The 19,206-nt window shown below is 72.2% G+C and carries 13 protein-coding genes; 11 read left to right on the top strand and 2 right to left on the bottom strand.

The annotated features are described in order from the left end of the window. The first annotated feature begins 62 nt into the window (after positions 1 to 62). The 4 genes from ACIBJG_RS03750 (at position 63) to ACIBJG_RS03735 (ending at position 6,392) form a co-directional block, all read left to right on the top strand. The gene (locus ACIBJG_RS03750; RefSeq protein ID WP_399303561.1) at positions 63 to 1,658 is read left to right on the top strand and encodes an AMP-binding protein; all 1,596 of its coding nucleotides are present in this window, start codon (positions 63 to 65) and stop codon (positions 1,656 to 1,658) included. A gap of 237 nt (positions 1,659 to 1,895) precedes the next feature. Next, entirely contained in the window at positions 1,896 to 3,521 is a 1,626-nt protein-coding gene (locus ACIBJG_RS03745; RefSeq protein WP_399303559.1) for an MFS transporter, read from the top strand. A gap of 241 nt (positions 3,522 to 3,762) precedes the next feature. Then, on the top strand, positions 3,763 to 5,145 hold the full coding sequence (locus tag ACIBJG_RS03740) for a KamA family radical SAM protein (RefSeq protein ID WP_399303557.1): 1,383 nt from the start codon (positions 3,763 to 3,765) through the stop codon (positions 5,143 to 5,145). Then, positions 5,142 to 6,392, top strand: a complete 1,251-nt coding sequence (locus tag ACIBJG_RS03735) for a pyridoxal phosphate-dependent aminotransferase (protein WP_399303555.1) — start codon at positions 5,142 to 5,144, stop codon at positions 6,390 to 6,392. The genes ACIBJG_RS03740 and ACIBJG_RS03735 overlap by 4 nt, the downstream gene beginning before the upstream one ends. A gap of 59 nt (positions 6,393 to 6,451) precedes the next feature. On the opposite strand, the gene ACIBJG_RS03730 is transcribed toward ACIBJG_RS03735, so the two are convergent. Then, positions 6,452 to 6,721 (bottom strand): phosphopantetheine-binding protein, encoded by a 270-nt coding sequence (locus tag ACIBJG_RS03730; protein WP_399303553.1) that lies wholly within the window; start codon positions 6,719 to 6,721, stop codon positions 6,452 to 6,454. A gap of 73 nt (positions 6,722 to 6,794) precedes the next feature. On the opposite strand from ACIBJG_RS03730, the gene ACIBJG_RS03725 reads away from it, so the two are divergent. Both ACIBJG_RS03725 and ACIBJG_RS03720 read left to right on the top strand, forming a co-directional pair. Beyond that, positions 6,795 to 8,390, top strand: a complete 1,596-nt coding sequence (locus ACIBJG_RS03725; RefSeq protein WP_399303552.1) for an AMP-binding protein — start codon at positions 6,795 to 6,797, stop codon at positions 8,388 to 8,390. Between the two features lie 50 nt (positions 8,391 to 8,440). Beyond that, positions 8,441 to 10,036, top strand: coding sequence for a PQQ-binding-like beta-propeller repeat protein (locus ACIBJG_RS03720; RefSeq protein WP_399303550.1), 1,596 nt, complete (start codon positions 8,441 to 8,443; stop codon positions 10,034 to 10,036). 134 nt (positions 10,037 to 10,170) lie between these two features. On the opposite strand, the gene ACIBJG_RS03715 is transcribed toward ACIBJG_RS03720, so the two are convergent. Then, the gene (locus tag ACIBJG_RS03715; RefSeq protein WP_399303548.1) at positions 10,171 to 11,136 is read right to left on the bottom strand and encodes an ACP S-malonyltransferase; all 966 of its coding nucleotides are present in this window, start codon (positions 11,134 to 11,136) and stop codon (positions 10,171 to 10,173) included. A 175-nt stretch (positions 11,137 to 11,311) separates the two neighbouring features. Here ACIBJG_RS03715 and ACIBJG_RS03710 point away from each other — a divergent pair, with 175 nt between their 5' ends. The 5 genes from ACIBJG_RS03710 to ACIBJG_RS03690 are packed head-to-tail and all read left to right on the top strand — an operon-like array spanning position 11,312 to position 19,202. Beyond that, the gene (locus tag ACIBJG_RS03710) at positions 11,312 to 13,135 is read left to right on the top strand and encodes a fatty acyl-AMP ligase (RefSeq protein ID WP_399303546.1); all 1,824 of its coding nucleotides are present in this window, start codon (positions 11,312 to 11,314) and stop codon (positions 13,133 to 13,135) included. Next, positions 13,132 to 14,898, top strand: a complete 1,767-nt coding sequence (locus ACIBJG_RS03705) for an acyl-CoA dehydrogenase (protein WP_399303544.1) — start codon at positions 13,132 to 13,134, stop codon at positions 14,896 to 14,898. Before ACIBJG_RS03710 ends, ACIBJG_RS03705 begins: the two co-directional genes overlap by 4 nt. Positions 14,899 to 14,914: 16 nt before the next feature. Continuing rightward, positions 14,915 to 15,235 (top strand): acyl carrier protein, encoded by a 321-nt coding sequence (locus ACIBJG_RS03700; protein ID WP_399303542.1) that lies wholly within the window; start codon positions 14,915 to 14,917, stop codon positions 15,233 to 15,235. Beyond that, positions 15,235 to 18,192, top strand: coding sequence for a type I polyketide synthase (locus tag ACIBJG_RS03695; protein WP_399303540.1), 2,958 nt, complete (start codon positions 15,235 to 15,237; stop codon positions 18,190 to 18,192). The genes ACIBJG_RS03700 and ACIBJG_RS03695 overlap by 1 nt, the downstream gene beginning before the upstream one ends. Next, positions 18,189 to 19,202 (top strand): 3-oxoacyl-ACP synthase III family protein, encoded by a 1,014-nt coding sequence (locus ACIBJG_RS03690; RefSeq protein ID WP_399303538.1) that lies wholly within the window; start codon positions 18,189 to 18,191, stop codon positions 19,200 to 19,202. The genes ACIBJG_RS03695 and ACIBJG_RS03690 overlap by 4 nt, the downstream gene beginning before the upstream one ends. Positions 19,203 to 19,206: the final 4 nt, after the last annotated feature.

Below are 19,206 nucleotides of genomic sequence, written 5' to 3'. Positions count from 1 at the left end.
CCGGCACACGGACGGCCGGCACACGGACGACCAGCACACGGACGAGCAGAGGAGGCCGGGCGATGAGCCCGATCACGGAGCAGCCGGCAGCGGTCGGCGCGCCGGCGGAGCGCATGCACGAGTTCCTGCTGGCGGCGGCCCGGACCGCGCCGGACAGCCCGGCCGCCTGGGAGGCAGACGAGGACGGCACGTCCCGGGTGCTGAGCTACCGCCAACTGGAGCGCAGGGCCCACGACTACGCCGTGACCCTGGACTCGTTCGGCCTCGACGTCGGGGACCGGGTGATCCTGGAGACGGACAACTCGGCCTCGGCCGTGGCCGCCCTGCTCGCCTGCTCGATGCTCGGGCTCACCTTCATTCCGGTGAGCCCCGACGTCCCCACCCCCCGGCTGCTGGCGATCGCCGCCACCGCCGAGCCCGCCCTGCATCTCCAGACGGTGCGGGGCGTGCGCGAAGGGGTGCCCGAGTCCATCGGCACGGCGCGCTTCGGCCCCGAGGGGGTGGTCGTGGAGAGGGCCCCGGTGCCGCGCGTCAGGCACCGGCGCGACCCGGTCTCCACCGACGCCGCGTACATGATCTTCACCTCCGGCACCACGGGCCGCCCCAAGGGTGTCGTCATGAGCCACCGCGGGGTCCTCTCCTTCTACCGGGGCATGCTCCGGCACTCCATCGTCACCGCGCAGGACCGGCTGGCCACCACCTCGCCGCTCCAGTTCGACTTCGCGTTGCTGGACATCGGCCTGGCCCTCGGCTCGGGCGCCCAGCTGATCCCCGTACCGCGCGAACTGACGCACTGGCCACGCAGGCTGCTGCGCTTCCTCGCCGACACCGGCGCCACCCAGGTCGACGGTGTCCCGTCCATCTGGCGGCCGCTGCTGCGCCACGAGCCCCAGGGAGTGGCCGCGCTGGCCGGGCAGGTGCGCGGGGTGCTGTTCTCCGGCGAGGCCTTCCCGCTGCCCGAACTGCGCCAACTGCAGAGCCTGTTGCCGCAGCTGAGGGTGGTGAACTGCTTCGGTCCGACCGAGGCCATGGCGTTCTCCCTCACCGACGTGCCGAACCCGCTGCCCGAGGGCATCGACAAGCTGTCCATCGGATTCGCCTACCCCGGAGCGGAGATGCTGCTGATCGACGAGCAGGGCCGCCCCGTGGAGGAGCCGGGCGAGGTGGGCGAGATCCATCTGCGCGGGCCGTCGCTCTTCACCGGGTACTGGGACGACCCCGAGGCCACCCGGTCCGTGCTCGTACCCGATCCGCTCAACCCCAGGTCCGGGCAGCTCGTGTACAGGTCGAGCGACCTGGCGTACCGGGGGGAGAGCGGCGAGCTCTACTTCGTCGGACGCTCCGACCTCCAGGTCAAGATGCGCGGCAACCGGGTGGAGCTGGGCGAGATCGAGCGCCGGCTCCTGGAGTTCCCCGGCGTCGAGGCGGCCGCGGTGGTGGTACGGCCCCGGCCGGGCCAGGACCCGGAGCTGTACGCGTACGTGGTGCCCGCCCGTGACTTCGACGCCCTCCCCGTGGCGGTCAGCGCCTTCTGCAAGGAGACCCTGCCCGACTACATGGTGCCGCGGAAGGTCGAGCTGATCGCGGCCCTGCCGCTCACCCCCAACGGCAAGACCGACCGCAGGGCACTCGCGGCGCTCGTCGCCGGGGAGGGCTGACCCCCCCGGCCCGGCAGGCGCCCCGTTCCCGGGTGCGGCGCCCCGGCCCAGGTGCGGCGCCCCGGCCCAGGTGCGGCGGCCCGTTCCCGGGTGCGGCGACCGGGCCCCCCACCCCTGTTCCGACCCCTATCCAGGGCCCTGTTTCCACCCCTGTTCCCGTGCACGGAGCATCCTGCTGTGCAGGTCATTCCGTTCACTGGTACATACGTCCCGACCCCACTGCATTGGACTGCTCCCATGACCAGCTCCCAGAGCGAGAACGGCACTTCCGGACCGGAGCCCAGAGCGGGCCGCAAGGAGTGGATCGCCCTCGGCGTCCTGCTCCTGCCCGTGCTGCTCGTCTCGATGGACCTGACCGTCCTCTACTTCGCGATCCCTTCCATCAGCGAGGACCTCAGGCCGTCCGGGAACCAGCAGCTGTGGATGATCGACATCTACGGCTTCGTCCTGGCCGGGGTGCTGCTCACGATGGGCGCGCTCGGCGACCGCATCGGCCGCCGCAAGCTGCTGCTCATCGGTGCCGTGGTCTTCGGCGGCGGGTCCCTGCTCGCCGCCTACGCCTCCAGCCCGGAGATGGTGATCAGCGCCCGGGCGTTCCAGGGCATCGGCGGCGCCACCCTGATGCCCTCCACGCTGGCCCTCATCCGGAACCTGTTCCGTGACCAGACCCAGCGCCGTACCGCCATCGCGGTCTGGTCCACCGGCATGGCCGCCGGCGCGGCGCTGGGCCCGGTGGTCAGCGGCGCCCTGCTGGCCGGCTTCTGGTGGGGGTCGGTCTTCCTGATCAACGTGCCCGTGATGGTGCTCCTGTTGGTCGCGGCGCCGTTCCTGCTGCCGGAGTTCAAGGACGCCGCAGCCGGGAAGTTCGACCTGGTCAGTGCCGCGCTCTCGCTCGCCGTCATCCTGCCGGTCGTCTACGGCTTCAAGAAGATCGCCGCGGACGGCTTCTCCGTCGTCAACGTCGTCGCCATCGTGATCGGACTCGCGCTCGTCCCGGTGTTCCTGCGCCGGCAGCGCACCAGCAGCGACCCGATGATCGACGTCTCGCTGTTCCGCAACAAGGCCTTCGGCGCCTCGGTGACCGTCAATCTGCTGGCCTGCTTCACCCTGGTCGGCTACTCGCTCTTCTCCACCCAGTACATGCAGTCGGTCCTCGGGATGAGCGCCCTCAAGTCCGCGCTGTGGACGATCCCCGGAACCCTCGCGGTGGGTGCCGTCGTGCCGCTCGCCACCGTTCTCGTCCGGACCATCCGGCCGGCCGTCATCATCGCCAGCGGGTTCGGCCTCGCCACGGTCGCGCTGCTGATGCTCACGCAGGTACCGGAGAAGGACGGCCTGGTGCTCATCCTGATCGGCATCATCGCGCTCGCGGTCGGCCTCACCCCGGTACTCACCCTGGTCACCGAACTCGTCGTCGGGCAGGTGCCGCCGGAGCGCGCCGGTACCGCCTCCGCGCTCCTGCAGACCTGCCAGGAGCTCGGCGGCGCCCTAGGTGTCGCCGTCCTCGGCTCCATCGGCTCCGCCGCCTACCGCAACAGCGACCAGCTGGACGCCCCGGCCGGGGTGCCCGCCGACGCGCTGGACCAGGCGCGGGAGACCATCGGCGGTGCGCTGGCCGCGGCCGGAAAGCTGCCGGGTGACGCGTCCGCGTCTCTGGTCGACGCGGCCCGTGCGGCGTTCACCACCGAGGTGCACGTCGCGTCGGTGGCCGGTGCGGTGGTGATGGCCGGTGCGGCCGTCGTGGCCCTGATCGGGCTGCGCTCCGTCCAGCACGACAACGCCGCGGCTGCCGAGCCGGCGCCGGAGACGGCCGCGAAGGCCTCGAACGGCGCCGCCCAGGAGCCCGGTACCGGCATCGCGTAAGCGGTCCCGGTACAACCCCGTACGCCCGGTCCCGCCGGGCCCACGGACAGCCGCCCAGGAGTCGCATCCCCCGTCGCTCCTGGGCGGCTTCACCATGTCCGCGCCCATGGGCGCGCAGTGCCGTCGTAAGGGTAGAGCTGGGGTCGGTTCTGGGGTCCGGTGGCCGATTCGCGTCCCTAGCATCGCATCGTGTTCGAGCACACGCTCGAACTGCCAGGCACCAGGCTGGAGGAATATCCGCATGTCCCTGCTGGCAACCGATTCGGCCGAGGCGGCACGGTTCCGCGCCTTCGGACCACGGCAACTCGATGAGATCGCCGACCGCCACGGCCTGCCCGCCGACATACGGGAGACCGTCCGGCTCGTGTCGATGGTGCTGCCCTTCCGGGTCAACGAGTACGTCCTGTCGCAGCTCATCGACTGGGACCGGATCCCCGACGACCCGATGTTCCAACTGGTCTTCCCGCAGCGGGGAATGCTCACCGAACAGAACGAGCGGGACCTGGCGGACCTCTCGGCGGACCCCGCGGGCAAGGTCGCCCTGCGCGCCCTCGTGCAGCAGATACGGGGCCGGCTCAACCCGCACCCCTCCGGGCAGAAGGAGCTCAACGTCCCCACCCGGGCGGGCGCGGAGATCCCCGGCCTCCAGCACAAGTACCGCGAGACGGTCCTGTACTTCCCGAGCCAGGGCCAGACCTGCCACGCGTACTGCACCTACTGCTTCCGCTGGGCGCAGTTCGTCGGCGACACCGAACTGCGCTTCGCCGCCCCCGACCCGCGCGGGCTCATGTCCTACCTGGAGGCGCACCCCGACGCGGGCGACGTGCTCGTCACCGGCGGCGACCCGATGGTGATGACCACCGAGCGGCTGCGCACCCACCTGGAGCCGCTGCTCTCCCTGGAGAGCGTGCGGACCATCAGGATCGGTACGAAGTCCGTCGCGTACTGGCCGCAGCGCTACGTCACCGACCCCGACGCGGACGACGTCCTGCGGCTGTTCGAGAAGGTCGTAGCCTCGGGGCGCAACCTCGCCGTGATGGCTCACTTCAGCCACCCCCGCGAGCTGGAGACGGACCTCGCGCGGCGCGCGATCGCCCGCATCCGGTCCACCGGCGCCCTGGTCTACTGCCAGGCCCCGCTGATCGCCAAGGTCAACGACGACCCGGACGTCTGGAGCCGGATGTGGCGGGCCGAACTCGCCGCCGGCGCCGTGCCGTACTACATGTTCGTGGAGCGTGACACCGGCCCGTACGACTACTTCCGGGTGCCGCTCGCCCGCGCTGCGGAGATCTACCGGGACGCCTACAGCACCCTGCCCGGCCTCGCCCGCACGGTCCGCGGCCCGGTGATGTCCGCGACGCCCGGCAAGGTGGCCGTGGACGGGGTCATCGAGAAGCCCGAGGGCCGCTTCTTCCAGCTGCGCATGCTGCAGGCCCGCGACCCCTCGCTCGTGAGCCGCCCCTTCCTCGCGCACTACGACGCCGACGCCGCCTGGCTGGACGAGCTGCGCCTCGACCGCTCGGTGCCCGCCGACATCGCCCGCGCCATCGCCGGACCGGCCTGGCCGGACGAGCCCGAACTCTTCGGCACGAGGGCTGCGGCAGCGGTGGGGAGCCAGGCATGAGCGACATGAGGATGTCCCCGAACCTGGCGCTCAACCAGCTGGTGGCGCAGCGGCAGGCCGCCGGTGAGCCGCTGGTCCACCTAGGTTTCGGCGAGTCCAGGCTGCCCGCCTTCGCCCCGCTCGTGGAACGCCTGGCCGCGGGCGCGCACCGCAACGCCTATGGCCCGGTGGCCGGTTCGCCCGGGGTACGCGCCGCGGCCGCGGGCTACTTCGGCCGGCGTCGCCTGCCCACCGACCCGGAACAGATCGTGGTGGCCCCGGGCAGCAAGCCGCTGCTCATGGCCATCAACCACGCCGTCCCGGGTGATGTGCTGCTGCCCCGCCCGGCGTGGAACACGTACGCGCCGCAGGCCCGGCTGGCCGGCAAGCACCCGATCGCCGTTCCGATCCCCGAGGAGTGCGGCGGGGTGCCGGACCCGGACGCGCTGCGGGAGTGCCTGCGGGCGGCCCGGACGCTGGGCCACGATCCGCGCATCATGGTGCTGACCCTGCCGGACAACCCGACGGGAACCCTCGCTCCGCCCGCGATGATCCGCGAACTGTGCGCGATCGCCGAGGAGGAGGGCCTGCTGATCGTCTCGGACGAGATCTACCGGGACGTCATGCACGATCCGGCCACCGACTACCTCAGCCCCGCCGAGGTGGCCCCCGGCATCACGGTGGTCGCCACCGGCCTCAGCAAGAGCCTGGCCGTGGGCGGCTGGCGCATCGGGGTGGCCCGCTTCCCCGAGGGGCCGTGGGGCGAGCGGATCCGCAGCGGGGTGCTCTCCGTGGCCAGCGAGGTCTGGTCGACCCTGGCGGGACCGATGCAGGAGGTGGCCGAGTACGCCTTCGACGAGCCCGAGGAGATCCGGGACCGGCTGCGTGCCAGCGCCCGGCTGCACGGGGCCGTCGCCCGCGACGTCCACCGCATCGTCGTCGGGGCCGGAGCCCGCTGCCGGCCGCCCACCGGGGCCTTCTACGTCTACCCCGACTTCGAGCCGGTCCGCGAGGAGCTGACCAAGCACGAGGTGCACGACTCGGTGTCGCTGGCGCGGCGGATGCTGGACCTGGGGATCGTCGTCCTGGCCGGACACCTGCTCGGCGACGAGGCCGGGGCCCTCCGGTTCAAGTGCGCCACCAGCATGCTGTACGGCGAGAACGCGGAGCAGCAGGAAAGGGCGCTGGCTGCCGAGGACCCACTCGCTCTCCCCCATGTCCGGTCCGTGCTGGACCGCATCGAGGAGAGTTTCCAGCAGCTTCTGTAAAAGGAGCGGCCCGACTCGGATGTGATATCCGTGTCGGGCCGGGCGGTGGGTCCGCTTTCTCACGCGGTGGATTCTGTCTTGGTTATCAACGTATTCCAGAGGATGTCCGGGCTGGCGAAATTCTCCAGCTTCAGCGCATCATCCAGGAAGCGCACGGAATAGGCGCCTTCCAGCGCCGCGAGCAGCTCGATCGTGCCCATCGAGTCCAGCCCCAGTTCCTTGAGCGGGGAATGCTCGGCAAGCTTTTCGCCGGGGGGGAGATAGGGCAGGAACGGGCGGATGACGTCCTCGAAGGCTTCGTCCCAGGTGTGATTCGTGAGTTCTGGCATAAGGGAATGATGGGGGCGGCCGTCGATGGCTGTCAACGTGTCCCGTGAATGTTCCGGGAAATGAGGAGCGGAAATGGAATCAATGGCGCCAGAGGCGCTGCACGCACGTTTCCTGCGCGGCCTGGAGAAATCGCCGCACGGGGTGGCGGTGCGCGTGGGCAGGGACACCGTCGACTACACGACGGCCCATGAGACGGCCCTTGCCTGGGCGGGCGCACTCCTGGCCGCCCCCGGCGGTCCGCCGAAGGCCGTCGGCATCCTGGCCGGCCGGAGCCCGATCGCGTACCTCGCCATTCTGGCGAGCCTGTACGCGGGACTGCCCGCCGTGCCCGTCCCGGCCGACTTCCCGTCCGGCAAGATCGTCTCGATGCTCGGCTCGGCGCAGGTCTCCGCCCTGGTCGTGGACGAGGAGGGCGCGGCCCTGCTCGCCGGGGGCATGGGGGCGGAGCTCGGGAGCCTGCCGGTCCTCGCGCCGCACCTCGACGCCGCCGGTGCGCGGGACCTGGCCGGCGCCACCCGGCTGCCGGCGCTGGTGGCCGGTCCGGGCACCGCGCTGGACGCGCCGCGGTCCGTCGCGCCCGAGGACGTGGCGTACATCCTGTTCACCTCGGGATCCACCGGCCGGCCCAAGGGGGTCCGGCTCACCCACGGCAACATGGCGCACTACTTCGCCCTGATGGACGCCTGGTACGACTTCACCGCGGCGGACGTCTTCTCCCAGGCCGCGAACCTCAACTGGGACTCGGCGGTCTCGGACCTGTGGTGCGCCTGGGCGGCCGGTGCCCCGCTCGTCTCCGTCCCCCCGCACGCCTACCGCGACCTGCCCGGCTTCGTGGCCGAGCACGGCATCACCGTGTGGTTCTCGGCGCCGAGCGTGATCTCGCTGTCCCGCCGCACGGGCCGGCTGGCGCCCGGCAGGATGCCCTCGCTGCGCTGGACGTTCTTCGGCGGCGAGGCCCTCCAGTTCGAGGACACCGACGCCTGGCAGCAGGCCGCGCCGGACTCGGCGGTGATCAACGTCTACGGGCCGACCGAGATGACCATCACCACCCACCGGCACCGCTGGTCGCCCGAGGAGTCGACCCGGCTCGGCGTGAACGGGGTGGTCCCGCTGGGCCTGCTCCACGACGGCCACGCTGAGCTGCTGCTCGACGAACTCGGTGAGCCCTCGGCGGACGAGGGAGAACTGTGGCTGTCCGGGCCGCAGTTGTCGGACGGCTACCTCGATCCGGAGGACGGCCGGGGCAAGTACCTGGAGCAGGACGGGGTGCGCTGGTACCGCACGGGCGACCGGGTCCGGCGCCTCGCCGGTGGTGAGCTCGTCTACCTGGGCCGCATGGACTCCCAGGTGCAGGTGCAGGGCTATCGCGTCGAACTCGCCGAGGTGGAGCACGCGTTGCGTGCCGCCTCGCCGGTCGGCGGGGCCGTCGTGGTCGGCGTACCCGTGGCCAACAGCACCGAACTGGTCGCCTTCTACCTCGGTGAGCAGCGCTCGCCGCAGGAGTTCCACCGCGATCTGGCCCCCGTGCTGCCCGCCCAGCTGATCCCGCGCCACTACCACCGGCTGGACGAGTTCCCCCTCAACACCAACAAGAAGACCGACCGGCTGGCGCTCGCCGCGCTCGCGGCCGAACGGCACGGCACCCGGGTGCCGGTGCCCGTCCCATGAACCGCCTCGTACCGATTCCGTCGTTCACGTCCTCAGGAGGACAGTCAGCCATGTACACAAGACCCTGGTCCCTGCGGAAGACGGTCCGCAGGTTCACGCTGCTCGCCGTCATCACGCTGGCGGCCACGCTGGGCACCGCTCCGGTCAACGCGGCCGCGCCCCGGCCCCAGTGGCCGACCGGCGGTCACGACCTGAGCAACAGCCGCTCCGCCTCCCAGGAGCGGACGATCACCAAGGACAACGCGAACCGGCTGAAGGCCAAGTGGACGTACGCCACGCACGGTGACGTGTCGGCGACCCCGGCCGTGGTCGACGGTGCCGTCTACTTCCCGGACTGGGGCGGCTACCTGCACAAGGTGAACGCCAAGACGGGCCGGCCGATCTGGTCGCACAAGGTGTCCGAGTACACCGGTGACGCGGCCTCCGTCTCCCGGTCGAGCCCCACGGTGGTGGACGGCAAGGTCTACATAGCCGACTGGACCAAGGCGGTCCTGATGTCGGTCGACGCGACCACCGGCAACCTGGTCTGGGCCCGCGAGATCGACACCCAGTACAAGGCGGTCCTGACGCAGTCGCCCGTCGTGCACAACGGCGTGATCTACCAGGGTGTCTCCTCCCGTGAGTCCGAGGGCGCGCTCGACCCCTCGTATCCCTGCTGCACCTTCCGCGGCAGCGTGAACGCCGTCTCCGCGGCCACCGGCAAGGTGCTGTGGCGCCAGTTCACGACCCCGGACAACGGCGGCGTGGCCGGCGGCTACAGCGGCGTCGCCGTCTGGGGCACCCCGGCCCTGGACCCGTCGACGAACACGGTGTACTTCACCACCGGCAACAACTACACCGTTCCGAAGTCGGTCTCCGACTGCCAGACGGCCGGCGGCACCCCCGCCGAGTGCTACGCGTCCGACAACTACGTGGACACCGTGCTGGCGCTCGACATGAAGACCGGCCGGATCAAGTGGAACACCGGCGCCAAGCGCTTCGACGCCTGGAACACCGGCTGCCTCCCGGGCTTCCCGCCCAACAACTGCCCGCCGAACCCCGGTTACGACTACGACTTCGGTGACGGCGCGCACCTGTTCACCATCAAGGGCCCGGACGGCTGCCCCCGCAAGGTGATCGGCGCGGGTGAGAAGAGCGGCGAGTACTGGCTGATGGACGCCACCACCGGAGAGGTGATCTGGAGCGCGGCGGCAGGCCCCGGCGGCCACGTCGGCGGCATCGAGTGGGGCACGGCCAACGACGACCGGCGGATCTACATCGCCGAGGCCAACTTCAACAAGCTGAGCTACCAGCTGGCCGACGGCACCACCACGACCCGCAGCTCCTTCGCGGCGCTCGACCCGCAGACCGGCAAGATCCTCTGGCAGGTCGCCGACCGTACGGACGGACTCGCCTGGGGAGCCCTGACCGCCGCGAACGGCGTCGTCTTCGGGGGCTCCACCAGCGGCCACATGTACGCGCTCGATGCGGCGACCGGCGACTACCTGTGGGAGTTCACCGCGCCGTACTCCTCGAACGCGGGGCCCGCGGTCGTCGACGGCACCGTCTACTGGGGCAACGGGTACGCCCGATTCTCCGCCGGCGCCGGAACCACCGGCAGCAGCACCGAAGGCACCTTCTACGCCTTCACCGTGGACGGCAGGTAAGAGGGCCGGCAATGGGGGGGCGTGCCCAGCACGTGACGCCGCCCCCCAACTGCCGGACCCTCTCATACGCGGCGGGAGCGGCCGGCGCCTTCCGGGTCGCCGGCCGCTCCCGCCGTTGTCCGTTCCCGGAGGTGTCAGGCGGCGACGGGCAGCCGCCGCCGCACCGGACGCATCGCCGACGTGGGCGTCACCGGCACCACCTCGAAGGCCCGGGTGGTGCACGCGACCCGGGTGAACAGCCCGTCCGCGCCTGCCACGTACAGCCGGCCGACGCCCGCCTCCTGGAGCGTGGAGACCACCGAGGGCCACCGCACCGTGCGGACGAAGCCGTCCAGCAGCATGTCGCGCACCCCGGCGCCGGTGGTCACGACCCGGCCGTCCTGGTCGGCGACGACCGGCAGCCGCGGGTCGGACCAGGTGAGCCCGCCGAAGATCTCCTCGGCGACCCGGTCACGAAGCCCGCCGAACAGGTGCGAGTGCATGGGCGGCTTCATCGTGTACATCGCCATCCCGCCCAGCGACCTGATCCTGCGCTGGAGCCACTCCAGTACCGACTCGTGCACGGTGAGCATGGTGAAGTCGTGGTCGACGACGCAGGAGATGTCGCTCCACTCGCCCCGCTCCTCCAGCTCCCCGCGCAGCTCCCCGATCCTGTCCTGCGGCACCCGGGCGATCGACTGCGTCACCAGGGCGGGGTGTTCCCGGGTGAAGTACTCCTCCATCGTGTCGGCCAGCCGGGCGGTCATCGTCACGGCGTCGGCGAAGTCCAGCACTCCCGCGTGCACGGCCGCGGCGCGGGCGCCGAAGCTCGGCCCCGTCACCCAGGCCGGCTGGATCCCCAGCCGCTCACCGGCCCAGCGCGCCAGGGCGAGGCAGTTCACCACGAAGGAGATCTGTCCGTAGACGGAGTAGTCGCCGTCGGTGTCCCGGTAGCGGTCGGCCAGCCGGTACCCCAGGGTCTCGTCGGCGATCGCGAACAGCTCGCGCGCGTACGGGTTGACCAGCATGAATCGGGCGACCTCGGAGAAGGCCGTCGGCTGCATCCCGGGAAAGACGATGGCCGTGCTCGGCGCACTCCCGGTTTCGGTGTGAGTGTTCATGGCCCGAGCCTCGCGTCAACCACGGCCCGCGAGCACCCCTGTCGCCCCCTGAGAGGCCGCCCGGCAGCCGCTGACCGGCCGCCCGCGCAAGCGAGCCTTAAGGGCGTTTGCGGAGGATCGGCGGGAACGAGGGCCGCACCATCCACGGGCCCGCAGATGCGAGGGGATGCCGCGGATGTCAGAGTCACGCTTCGCCACCTTCACCGAACTGCTCCGCGCCCGGACGGCCGAACTCGCCGACGAGGACGTGCACATCTTCCTCCGCGACACCGCCGGTGGAACCGTGGCCGAGCACCTCACCTACGGAGAGCTCGACCGGGAGGCGCGACGCATCGCGGCCTGCCTCCAGGAGTACGGGGCGGCCGGACAGCCTGTGCTGCTCGCCTACTCCTCGACCGTGGAGTTCCTCAAGGCCTTCGCCGGCTGCCTGTACGCGGGAGCCGTCGCGGTCCCCGTTCCGCTGCCGGGCGAGGCGGGCCGCGACAAGCGGCTCAACCGCACCACCGCCGTCCTCAAGGACACCGGTGCGGAGGTCGTGCTCACCGAGACCTCCGCCGCCCCCGAGGTCGCGCTGTGGCTCGCCCGCAACTCCCGCTCCGGCGCCGCCTGCCTGGTCACCGACGTCTCCGACATCGGCGACCCGGAGAAGTGGCAGCCCGTCGCCGCACGCCCCGACGACCTCGTCTTCCTCCAGTACACCTCCGGCTCGGTCTCCGAACCGCGCGGGGTGACGGTCTCGCACCGCAACCTCCTCGCCAACCAGGCCACGCTGCACAAGCTGCTGCGCACCACCCGCGAGGACGTCTTCGGCAGCTGGCTGCCCTACTTCCACGACATGGGGCTGGTCGCGCACCTGCTCCACCCGGTCTTCCTCGGCAGCCACAGCGTCCAGGTCACCCCGCTGTCCTTCGTCAAGCGCCCCCTGCGCTGGCTCCAGGCCATCGACGAGTACGGCGTCACCGTCGGCGGCGGCCCCAACTTCTGCTACGACCTGTGCGTCCACCGTGTCAAGGACGAGCAGATCGCCACCCTCGACCTGTCCCGCTGGCGCCTCGCCCTCAACGGCGCCGAGCCGGTGCGCGCCGAGAGCCTCGACGCGTTCGCCGAGCGCTTCGCCCCCGCCGGATTCCGCCCCGAGGCGCTGCGCCCCTGCTACGGACTGGCCGAGGCGACCCTGGTCGTCTCCGGCGGCGTGCCCGGTACCCCGCACGTGCGCAAGGTGTTCGACAAGACGGAGCTCGAGTACGACCGGGTCGCGGACGCCACCGACACCGCCGGGACACCGGCGCGCCACCAGACCCTCGTCGGCTGCGGCACCCCCGTGGACATGGAGGTGCGCATCGTCGACCCGCTGACCCACCACGAGATGCCGCCCGGCGCCGTCGGTGAGATCTGGCTGCGCGGCTACAGCATCGCCCGTGGTTACTGGCGCCGCCCCACCGAGACCGTAAGGACCTTCCGCGCCAGCCTCAACGACGAGGAGAGCAACTTCCTGCGCACCGGCGACCTGGGCATGCTGGTGGACGGTGAGCTGTTCGTCACCGGGCGGCTCAAGGAAGTCATCATCATCAACGGCCGCAACGTGTACCCGCAGGACGTCGAATGGGCGGCGCGGACCGTCAGCCCCGCCCTGACCTTCGGCGCGGGCGCCGCGTTCTCCGTGGACGCCGGCCGCGAGCACCTGGTTCTCGTCCAGGAGGTGCGCGGGGTCGGCAGCACCGAGCTGCGGCCGGTCGCCCAGAAGATCCAGGCCCTGATCGGCCAGGAGTTCGAGATCCCGGCCGGCAACGTCCTGCTCGTGCGCCCCGGCACCGTCCGCCGCACCAGCAGCGGCAAGGTCCAGCGCACCCTGATGCGCAAGCTCTTCCTCGACGGGGCCGTACGCGGCGAGTACGAGGTGCTCACCCCCGACGTGTGGGCACTGGCCCGCGCCGAGGACGTGCTGTTCGGAGGCGACCTGCTGCGGCCGGAAGGAGCCGACGGAGGAAGGCGGTGGTGACGACCCTGCCCGTCGAGCGGCCGGAGGCCAACGCGGCCGCCGCGCAGCGGCGCGAGAGCGCCGTGCGGGCCCGCGTCGCCGATCTGGAGGCCCTGCTCGGCGACCCGTCGGACCCGGCCAACCCGGCCGGCTACACCGCGCTGCTCGAAGCCGACCGGGCGGCCGTTCCCTTCGCCGAAGGGGAGGCGCTCCTCGACGAGTTCGGGATCGTCGACGAGTACGTACCGCAGGAGCTCGGCGGCCGGCTCGACGCGATGGACACCCTGGTCAGGGTCATGCGCCCGGTCATGCGCCGGGACGTGGGCCTGGCCATCGGGCACGGCATGACCACCTTCATGGCCGCGTCAGACGTATGGGCGACGGGCAGTGACCGGCAGCGGCACTGGCTGGCGGATCTGCTGCGCAAGGGCGGCAGAGCGGCGATCGCCCAGCACGAGACCGCCCACAGCAACGACTACGTACGCAGTCAGGTCACCGCCCGCCGCAGCACCGGCGGCTATCTGATCAGTGGCGGCAAGCCGCTGGTCAACAACCTGGAACGGGCCGGTGCGCTCGTCCTGTTCTGCCGTACGGATCCGGATCCCGGCAGCCGCAGCCACTCGGTGCTGCTGCTGGAGCCCGGGCAGCTGGGCGACGCCCGCGCGGCCGTCACCGCCCGCAGGACCCCCGTCGGGCTGCGCGGATGCCGCTTCGCCGGTGTGGAGTTCGACGACTGCCCGGTGCCGCGGTCCGCGCTGCTGGGCCCCGAGGGCAGCGGCATCGAGACCGCGCTGCGCTCCTTCCAGATCAGCCGTACCGTGATCGCCGCGACCGCCGTCGCCGCCCTCGACACCAGCCTGCGCACCGCCGTCCGCATCGACCGGGAACAGTCCGGCGGCTGGCAGGCGCGCGGCACCGACGACAGCCGTACCGGCGCGGCCCTCACTCACGCCTTCGTCGACCTGCTGCTCTACGACAGCCTCGCGGTCGTCGCCACCCGCGCCCTGCACCTGCTGCCCGCCGAGACGAGCGTCTACTCGTCGGCGCTCAAGTACCTGCTGCCCCGGGTGCTCACCGAGACGATGTACGACCTGTCCATCGTGCTGGGCTCGGACTTCTACACCCGCGAGGGCACCCTCGGCATCTTCCAGAAACACGTCAGGGACGTACCGGTGCTCAGCCTCGGCCACGCCGGGACCGTCGCCTGCCAGGCCACCGTCATCCCGCAGATGCCACGGCTGGCCCGGGGCTCCTGGTTCGTCGAGGACGAGGCGCCCGCCGCGCTGTTCCGGCTGGACGGTGACCTGCCGCCGCTGCGCGGCGACCGGCTCGCCCTCGCCTGCGGACGCGACTCGCTGAGCGCGACGATGCTCGCCGTCGCCGCGGGCATCCGTGGCCACGGACCCGTGGAGCGCGCCCTGCGCACGCTCGCGGGCCTGCTCGTCGAGGAGTTCCGTGACGTCCGGGGCCGGGTGCTGAGGCTGGAGGCCGCCGGTCCCGCCTCCCGCGCGCAGCCCGCCAGGTTCGCCCTCATGGACCGGTACACGCTGCTGCTGGCCGGGGCCGCCGTGCTCGGTGTGTGGGACCAGGGCCGCTACGGCTCCGATCCGTTCCTCGCCGACCCGTCCTGGGCCGCCGCCGCGCTGCACCGGATCTGCCGGCGGCTCGGCACCCGCGTCGCCGCACTCCCGCCGGAGTGCGAGACGCGGATCCGGCACGAGGTCCAGCTCCGCTTCTCCACCCGGACCAGCTACGACCTCTACTCGACCCCGATCCCGGGTTGACCGAAGGAGTCCCGCCATGACCATTCCCACCGGCCGGCAGGCCGTGGCAGCCGACACCGCGAAGGCCGACGGCGTGTACGAGTGGCTGTCCGCCCGCGTCGCGCTCTACCTGCGGCGGGCGCCCGAGGCCATCGACCCCACCGTGCCGCTCGCCGAGTACGGCATGGACTCGGTGGCGGCGCTCAGCCTGTGCGGGGACCTGGAGGAGGAGTTCGGCCTGGAGGTCGAGCCGACCCTGCTGTGGGACTACCCGACCGTCGCGGGCCTGGTCCGCCATCTGACGGCCGTACTGCCGGACGCGGCCGTGGACACGGCCCCGGCACAGGGCCGGCTCTGATGGGCGACATCGCCGTCGTCGGGATCGACTGCGCGTTTCCCGGAGCGGCGGGCGTGCGGGCGTACTGGGACCTGCTGATGTCCGGCGGGGCCGGCATCGGCCCCGTGCCCGGACAGCGCTGGGAGGCGCGGGACTTTCCCGCCGTCGGTGACAGCGGCGGTTTCGTCGACGACGTCGATGTCTTCGACAGCGACTTCTTCTCCGTCACCCCGCGCGAGGCGGCCGCGATGGATCCGCACCACCGGCTGCTGCTGCCCTGCGCCTGGCGGGCCCTGGAGGACTCGGGCCGCGCCCCGGGGGAACTCGCGGGTACGGAGACCGGGGTGTTCATCGGTGTGATGGGCGGCGAATGGGGCCGCCTCACCATGAGCGACCTGGCCCGCGTCACCCCGCTGCTCGGCTCCGGCAGCAGCGCCGGAATGGCGGCCAACAGGATCTCGTACCACTTCGACCTCACCGGACCCAGCCTCGCCGTCGACACGGCCTGCTCCTCCTCCCTGGTCGCCGTCCACCTCGCCGCGGGCTCCCTGCTCGCCGGGGAGTGCGACACCGCACTGGCCGGCGGGGTCAACATCGTGCTGTCGCCCTCGCTGGGCATGGTCTACGGACAGCTCGGACTGGCGGCCGCCGACGGACGCTGCAAGCCGTTCAGTGCCGACGCCGACGGGATCGGCCGCAGCGACGGCGTCGGCCTGGTGGTGCTGCGCCGCCTCGACGACGCCCTCGCCGACGGCCAGCGCGTCTACGCCGTGCTGCGTGGCAGCGCCGTCAGCCAGGACGGCCGCAGCAACGGGATGATCGCCCCCAACCGCTGGTCGCAGGAGCGCGTCCTGAAGTCGGCCTACCGGCGCGCCGGCGTCACCCCGGGCCAGGTCGACTTCGTGGAGGCGCACGGCACCGGAACGGTGCTCGGCGACGCCATCGAGTGCGCGGCCCTCGGCTCGGTCCACGGGGTTCCGCGAGACGCCCCCTGCGCGATCGGCTCCGTCAAGGGCAACCTGGGCCACACCGAGGGCGCGGCCGGAATCGCCGGGTTCATCAAGGCCGCGCTGGCCCTGCACCACCGGGTCGTTCCCGCGAGCCTGTTCGCCGAGCGGGAGAACTCCCGGCTGCGGCTCGGCGAGCGGGGCCTGCGGCTGCTGAAGTCCCCCACACGACTGCCGCGCGGGGAGAACACCGCCGGGGTCAGCAGTTTCGGCATGGGCGGTACGAACGTCCACGCCGTCCTCGGCAGTGCGCCCCGGGTTCCGAAGGCCGCCCCCGCCCGGGCCGGTGAACACACCGACGCCGTCGGTGTGTTCACCGTCAGCGCCGACACCTCCGAGGCGCTGCGCCGCAACCTCGCCGCGCAGGCCGACGCGATCGCCGACCGGCCGAAGGGCGGGGCGGCCGCCCTGTGCTGGAGCAGCAACCGCGTCAAGACGGGCCTGCCGCACCGCTTCGCGGTCACCGCGCGCGACACCGGCGAGCTCGTGGCGCAGCTGCGCAGGGCGGTCACCCTGCGGACCCCCGTGTCACCGGACGCCGCGGTCGCCACCGACCGCCCCTGGGGCCGGCCCGTGGTGGCGTTCCTCTTCACCGGCCAGGGCAGCGAGTTCCCGGGCATGACGGCGGGGCTGTATGGCGAGTCGCCCGTCTACCGCCGCCACCTCGACGAGGCGGACGCGGCACTCGCGGTCCACCTCGGTTTCTCCGTGCGGGAGTTGATTCTCGGCGGTGAGGATCCGGCGGGCCGGCCCGAGGCCGTCCAGCCCGCCCTGTTCGCCGTCGGCGTCGCCCTCGCCCGCACCCTGGCGAGCCTGGGTGTCACCCCGGCCGCCGTACTCGGCCACAGCCTCGGTGAGTACGCCGCCGCCGTCGTCGCCGGCGCCCTCGGACTGGACGAGGCCGCCCGTCTGGTGGCCCTGCGCGCCCGGCTGACGGCCGGACTGCCCGCCGGCGCCGGCATGCTCGCCGTCGCCGCCGGCGCCGATGAGCTGACTCCGGCCCTGGCGGGGGAGCCGGACGTGGTGGCCGCCGCACTGAACGGCCCCGCCGACACGGTGCTCTCCGGTCCCCGGGACGCACTGGCCCGGATCGGCAAGGAGCTGGCCGGGCTCGGGATACGTACCAGGGAACTGGCGACGGCCCACGCCTTCCACTCTCCCCTGATGGCTCCGGCCGCTGCCGGGCTGCGCACCGCCGACGTGCGGTGCGCGCCCCCCGCGCTGCCGGTGGCCTCGGCCCGGCACGGCCGGATGCTGCGTGACGAGCCCCTGGACGCCGGCTACTGGGCCGGCCAGATCGAGGAACCCGTCCTGTTCGACGACGCACTGGGGGCGCTCGTGCACGACATCGCCCCGACGCACCTGATCGAGATCGGGCCGCGGCCGCAGCTCACCCAGATCGCCGTCCGCAGCGGGCGCGTGGGCGGCGTCGAACTCCTGCATCCCGCGCCGGGCCCCGAGGGCACCGGCCGGGACCTGGCGGAGGTGGCCGCCGCCCTGTACCGCGGCGGAGTGGACCCGCTCTGGGAGGAGCTGTACGCGCCGGAGCACCGGGTCGTCGAACCGCTCGGCCCGTACGTGTTCTCGTCCGCGCAGCGCTACTGGGACCGGCCGCCGACGCCCGCGAGCACCGTGCCCGCCACGCCCGCGGCGGCGCAGTCGCCCGTAGCGGAACGACGGGCCGGGCCGGAGGAGGCCGCCGGCGCGGACCCGGGCGACCCGGTGCTCCTCGCGGTGGTCCAGGCCGTCACCGAGGTCGGCGGGTACCCCCCGGAGCGCGTGGTGCGCGAGGCCCGGTTCCACGAGGACCTCGGCTTCGACTCCGTGATGATCATGCAGCTGAAGAACCGGGTGGAGGCCCGGCTGCCGCGCGTCGGAGAGGTGTCCGTCCAGCGGCTGCTGCCCGCGCTGCGCTCGGTCGGCTCGCTGGCCGAGTTCCTCGACGGCGTCATCATGGCGAGGTCGGCATGAGTGCCGTCCACATCGCCGCGACCGGCACGGCGCTGCCCGGCGACCCGGTGGACAACACCGTGCTCGGCACGATGCTGGGCGTCAGCAAGGAGTGGATCGATCTCTTCGTCGGCACCAGGACCCGGTACTTCGGCTGGGACCCGGTCACCGGAGAGGTCCGCGGCACCCTCGCCGATCTGTGCGCCGAGGCCGGGGCCCGGGCCGTGCGCGCCTCGGGACTGGACGCCGCCGACATCGAGTTCGTGGTGCTCGCGACCGCCACCCCGGACACGCTCCTGCCGACCACGGCGACCGAGGTCGCCGACCGGCTCGGCCTCGACCACCTGCCGGTCTACCAGATCCAGGCGGGCTGCTCGGGCGCCGTCCAGGCGCTCGACCTCGGCCGCAGCCTGATCCTCGGCGGCCGCCGGGCCGGCCTGATCATCGGCGGGGACGTCACGCACCGGTTCCTGTCGCCCCGCCGGGACACGGCCCGGATTCCCACCGAGGAACTCGTCAACTACGTCCTGTTCGGCGACGGGGCAGGGGCCGTCGTCCTCACCGACGAACCGGAGGGCGAGCGGATCGCCGTACGCGCGGTGCTGAACTCCTGGACCGGCCGCGGACGGCCGCCCGGCCAGCTCCTCGACTGGTACGGGACCACCGACCGCGACTCGCAGCGGCCGATGCTCGCCGAGGACTACAAGGCGATCGAGCAGCACGTGCCCCCGATCGCCGCCGAGATCCTCTGGGAGCTGCTCGGGGGCCTCGGGTGGAGTCTCGGTGAGGTCGGCTTCCTGCTGCCGCCCCAGCTCTCCGAGCGGATGACCGCACGCATCGTGGAACGGCTGCCGGACAGCCCCGCCGAGGAGATCTCCTGCGTCGCCGACACCGGCAACACGGGCAACGCCCTGCCGTTCCTCCAACTCGACCGGCTGCTACCGCGGTTCACGACGGGGGACCGGGCGCTCGGTCTCTGTGTGGAGTCCAGCAGGTGGATCAGAGCCGGGTTCGCCCTGGAGAAGGTGTGAGGCA

The organism is Streptomyces sp. NPDC050422, from assembly GCF_044458665.1.
Classification (GTDB): Bacteria; Actinomycetota; Actinomycetes; order Streptomycetales; family Streptomycetaceae; genus Streptomyces.
This window is presented reverse-complemented; position numbering and strand designations above follow the sequence as displayed.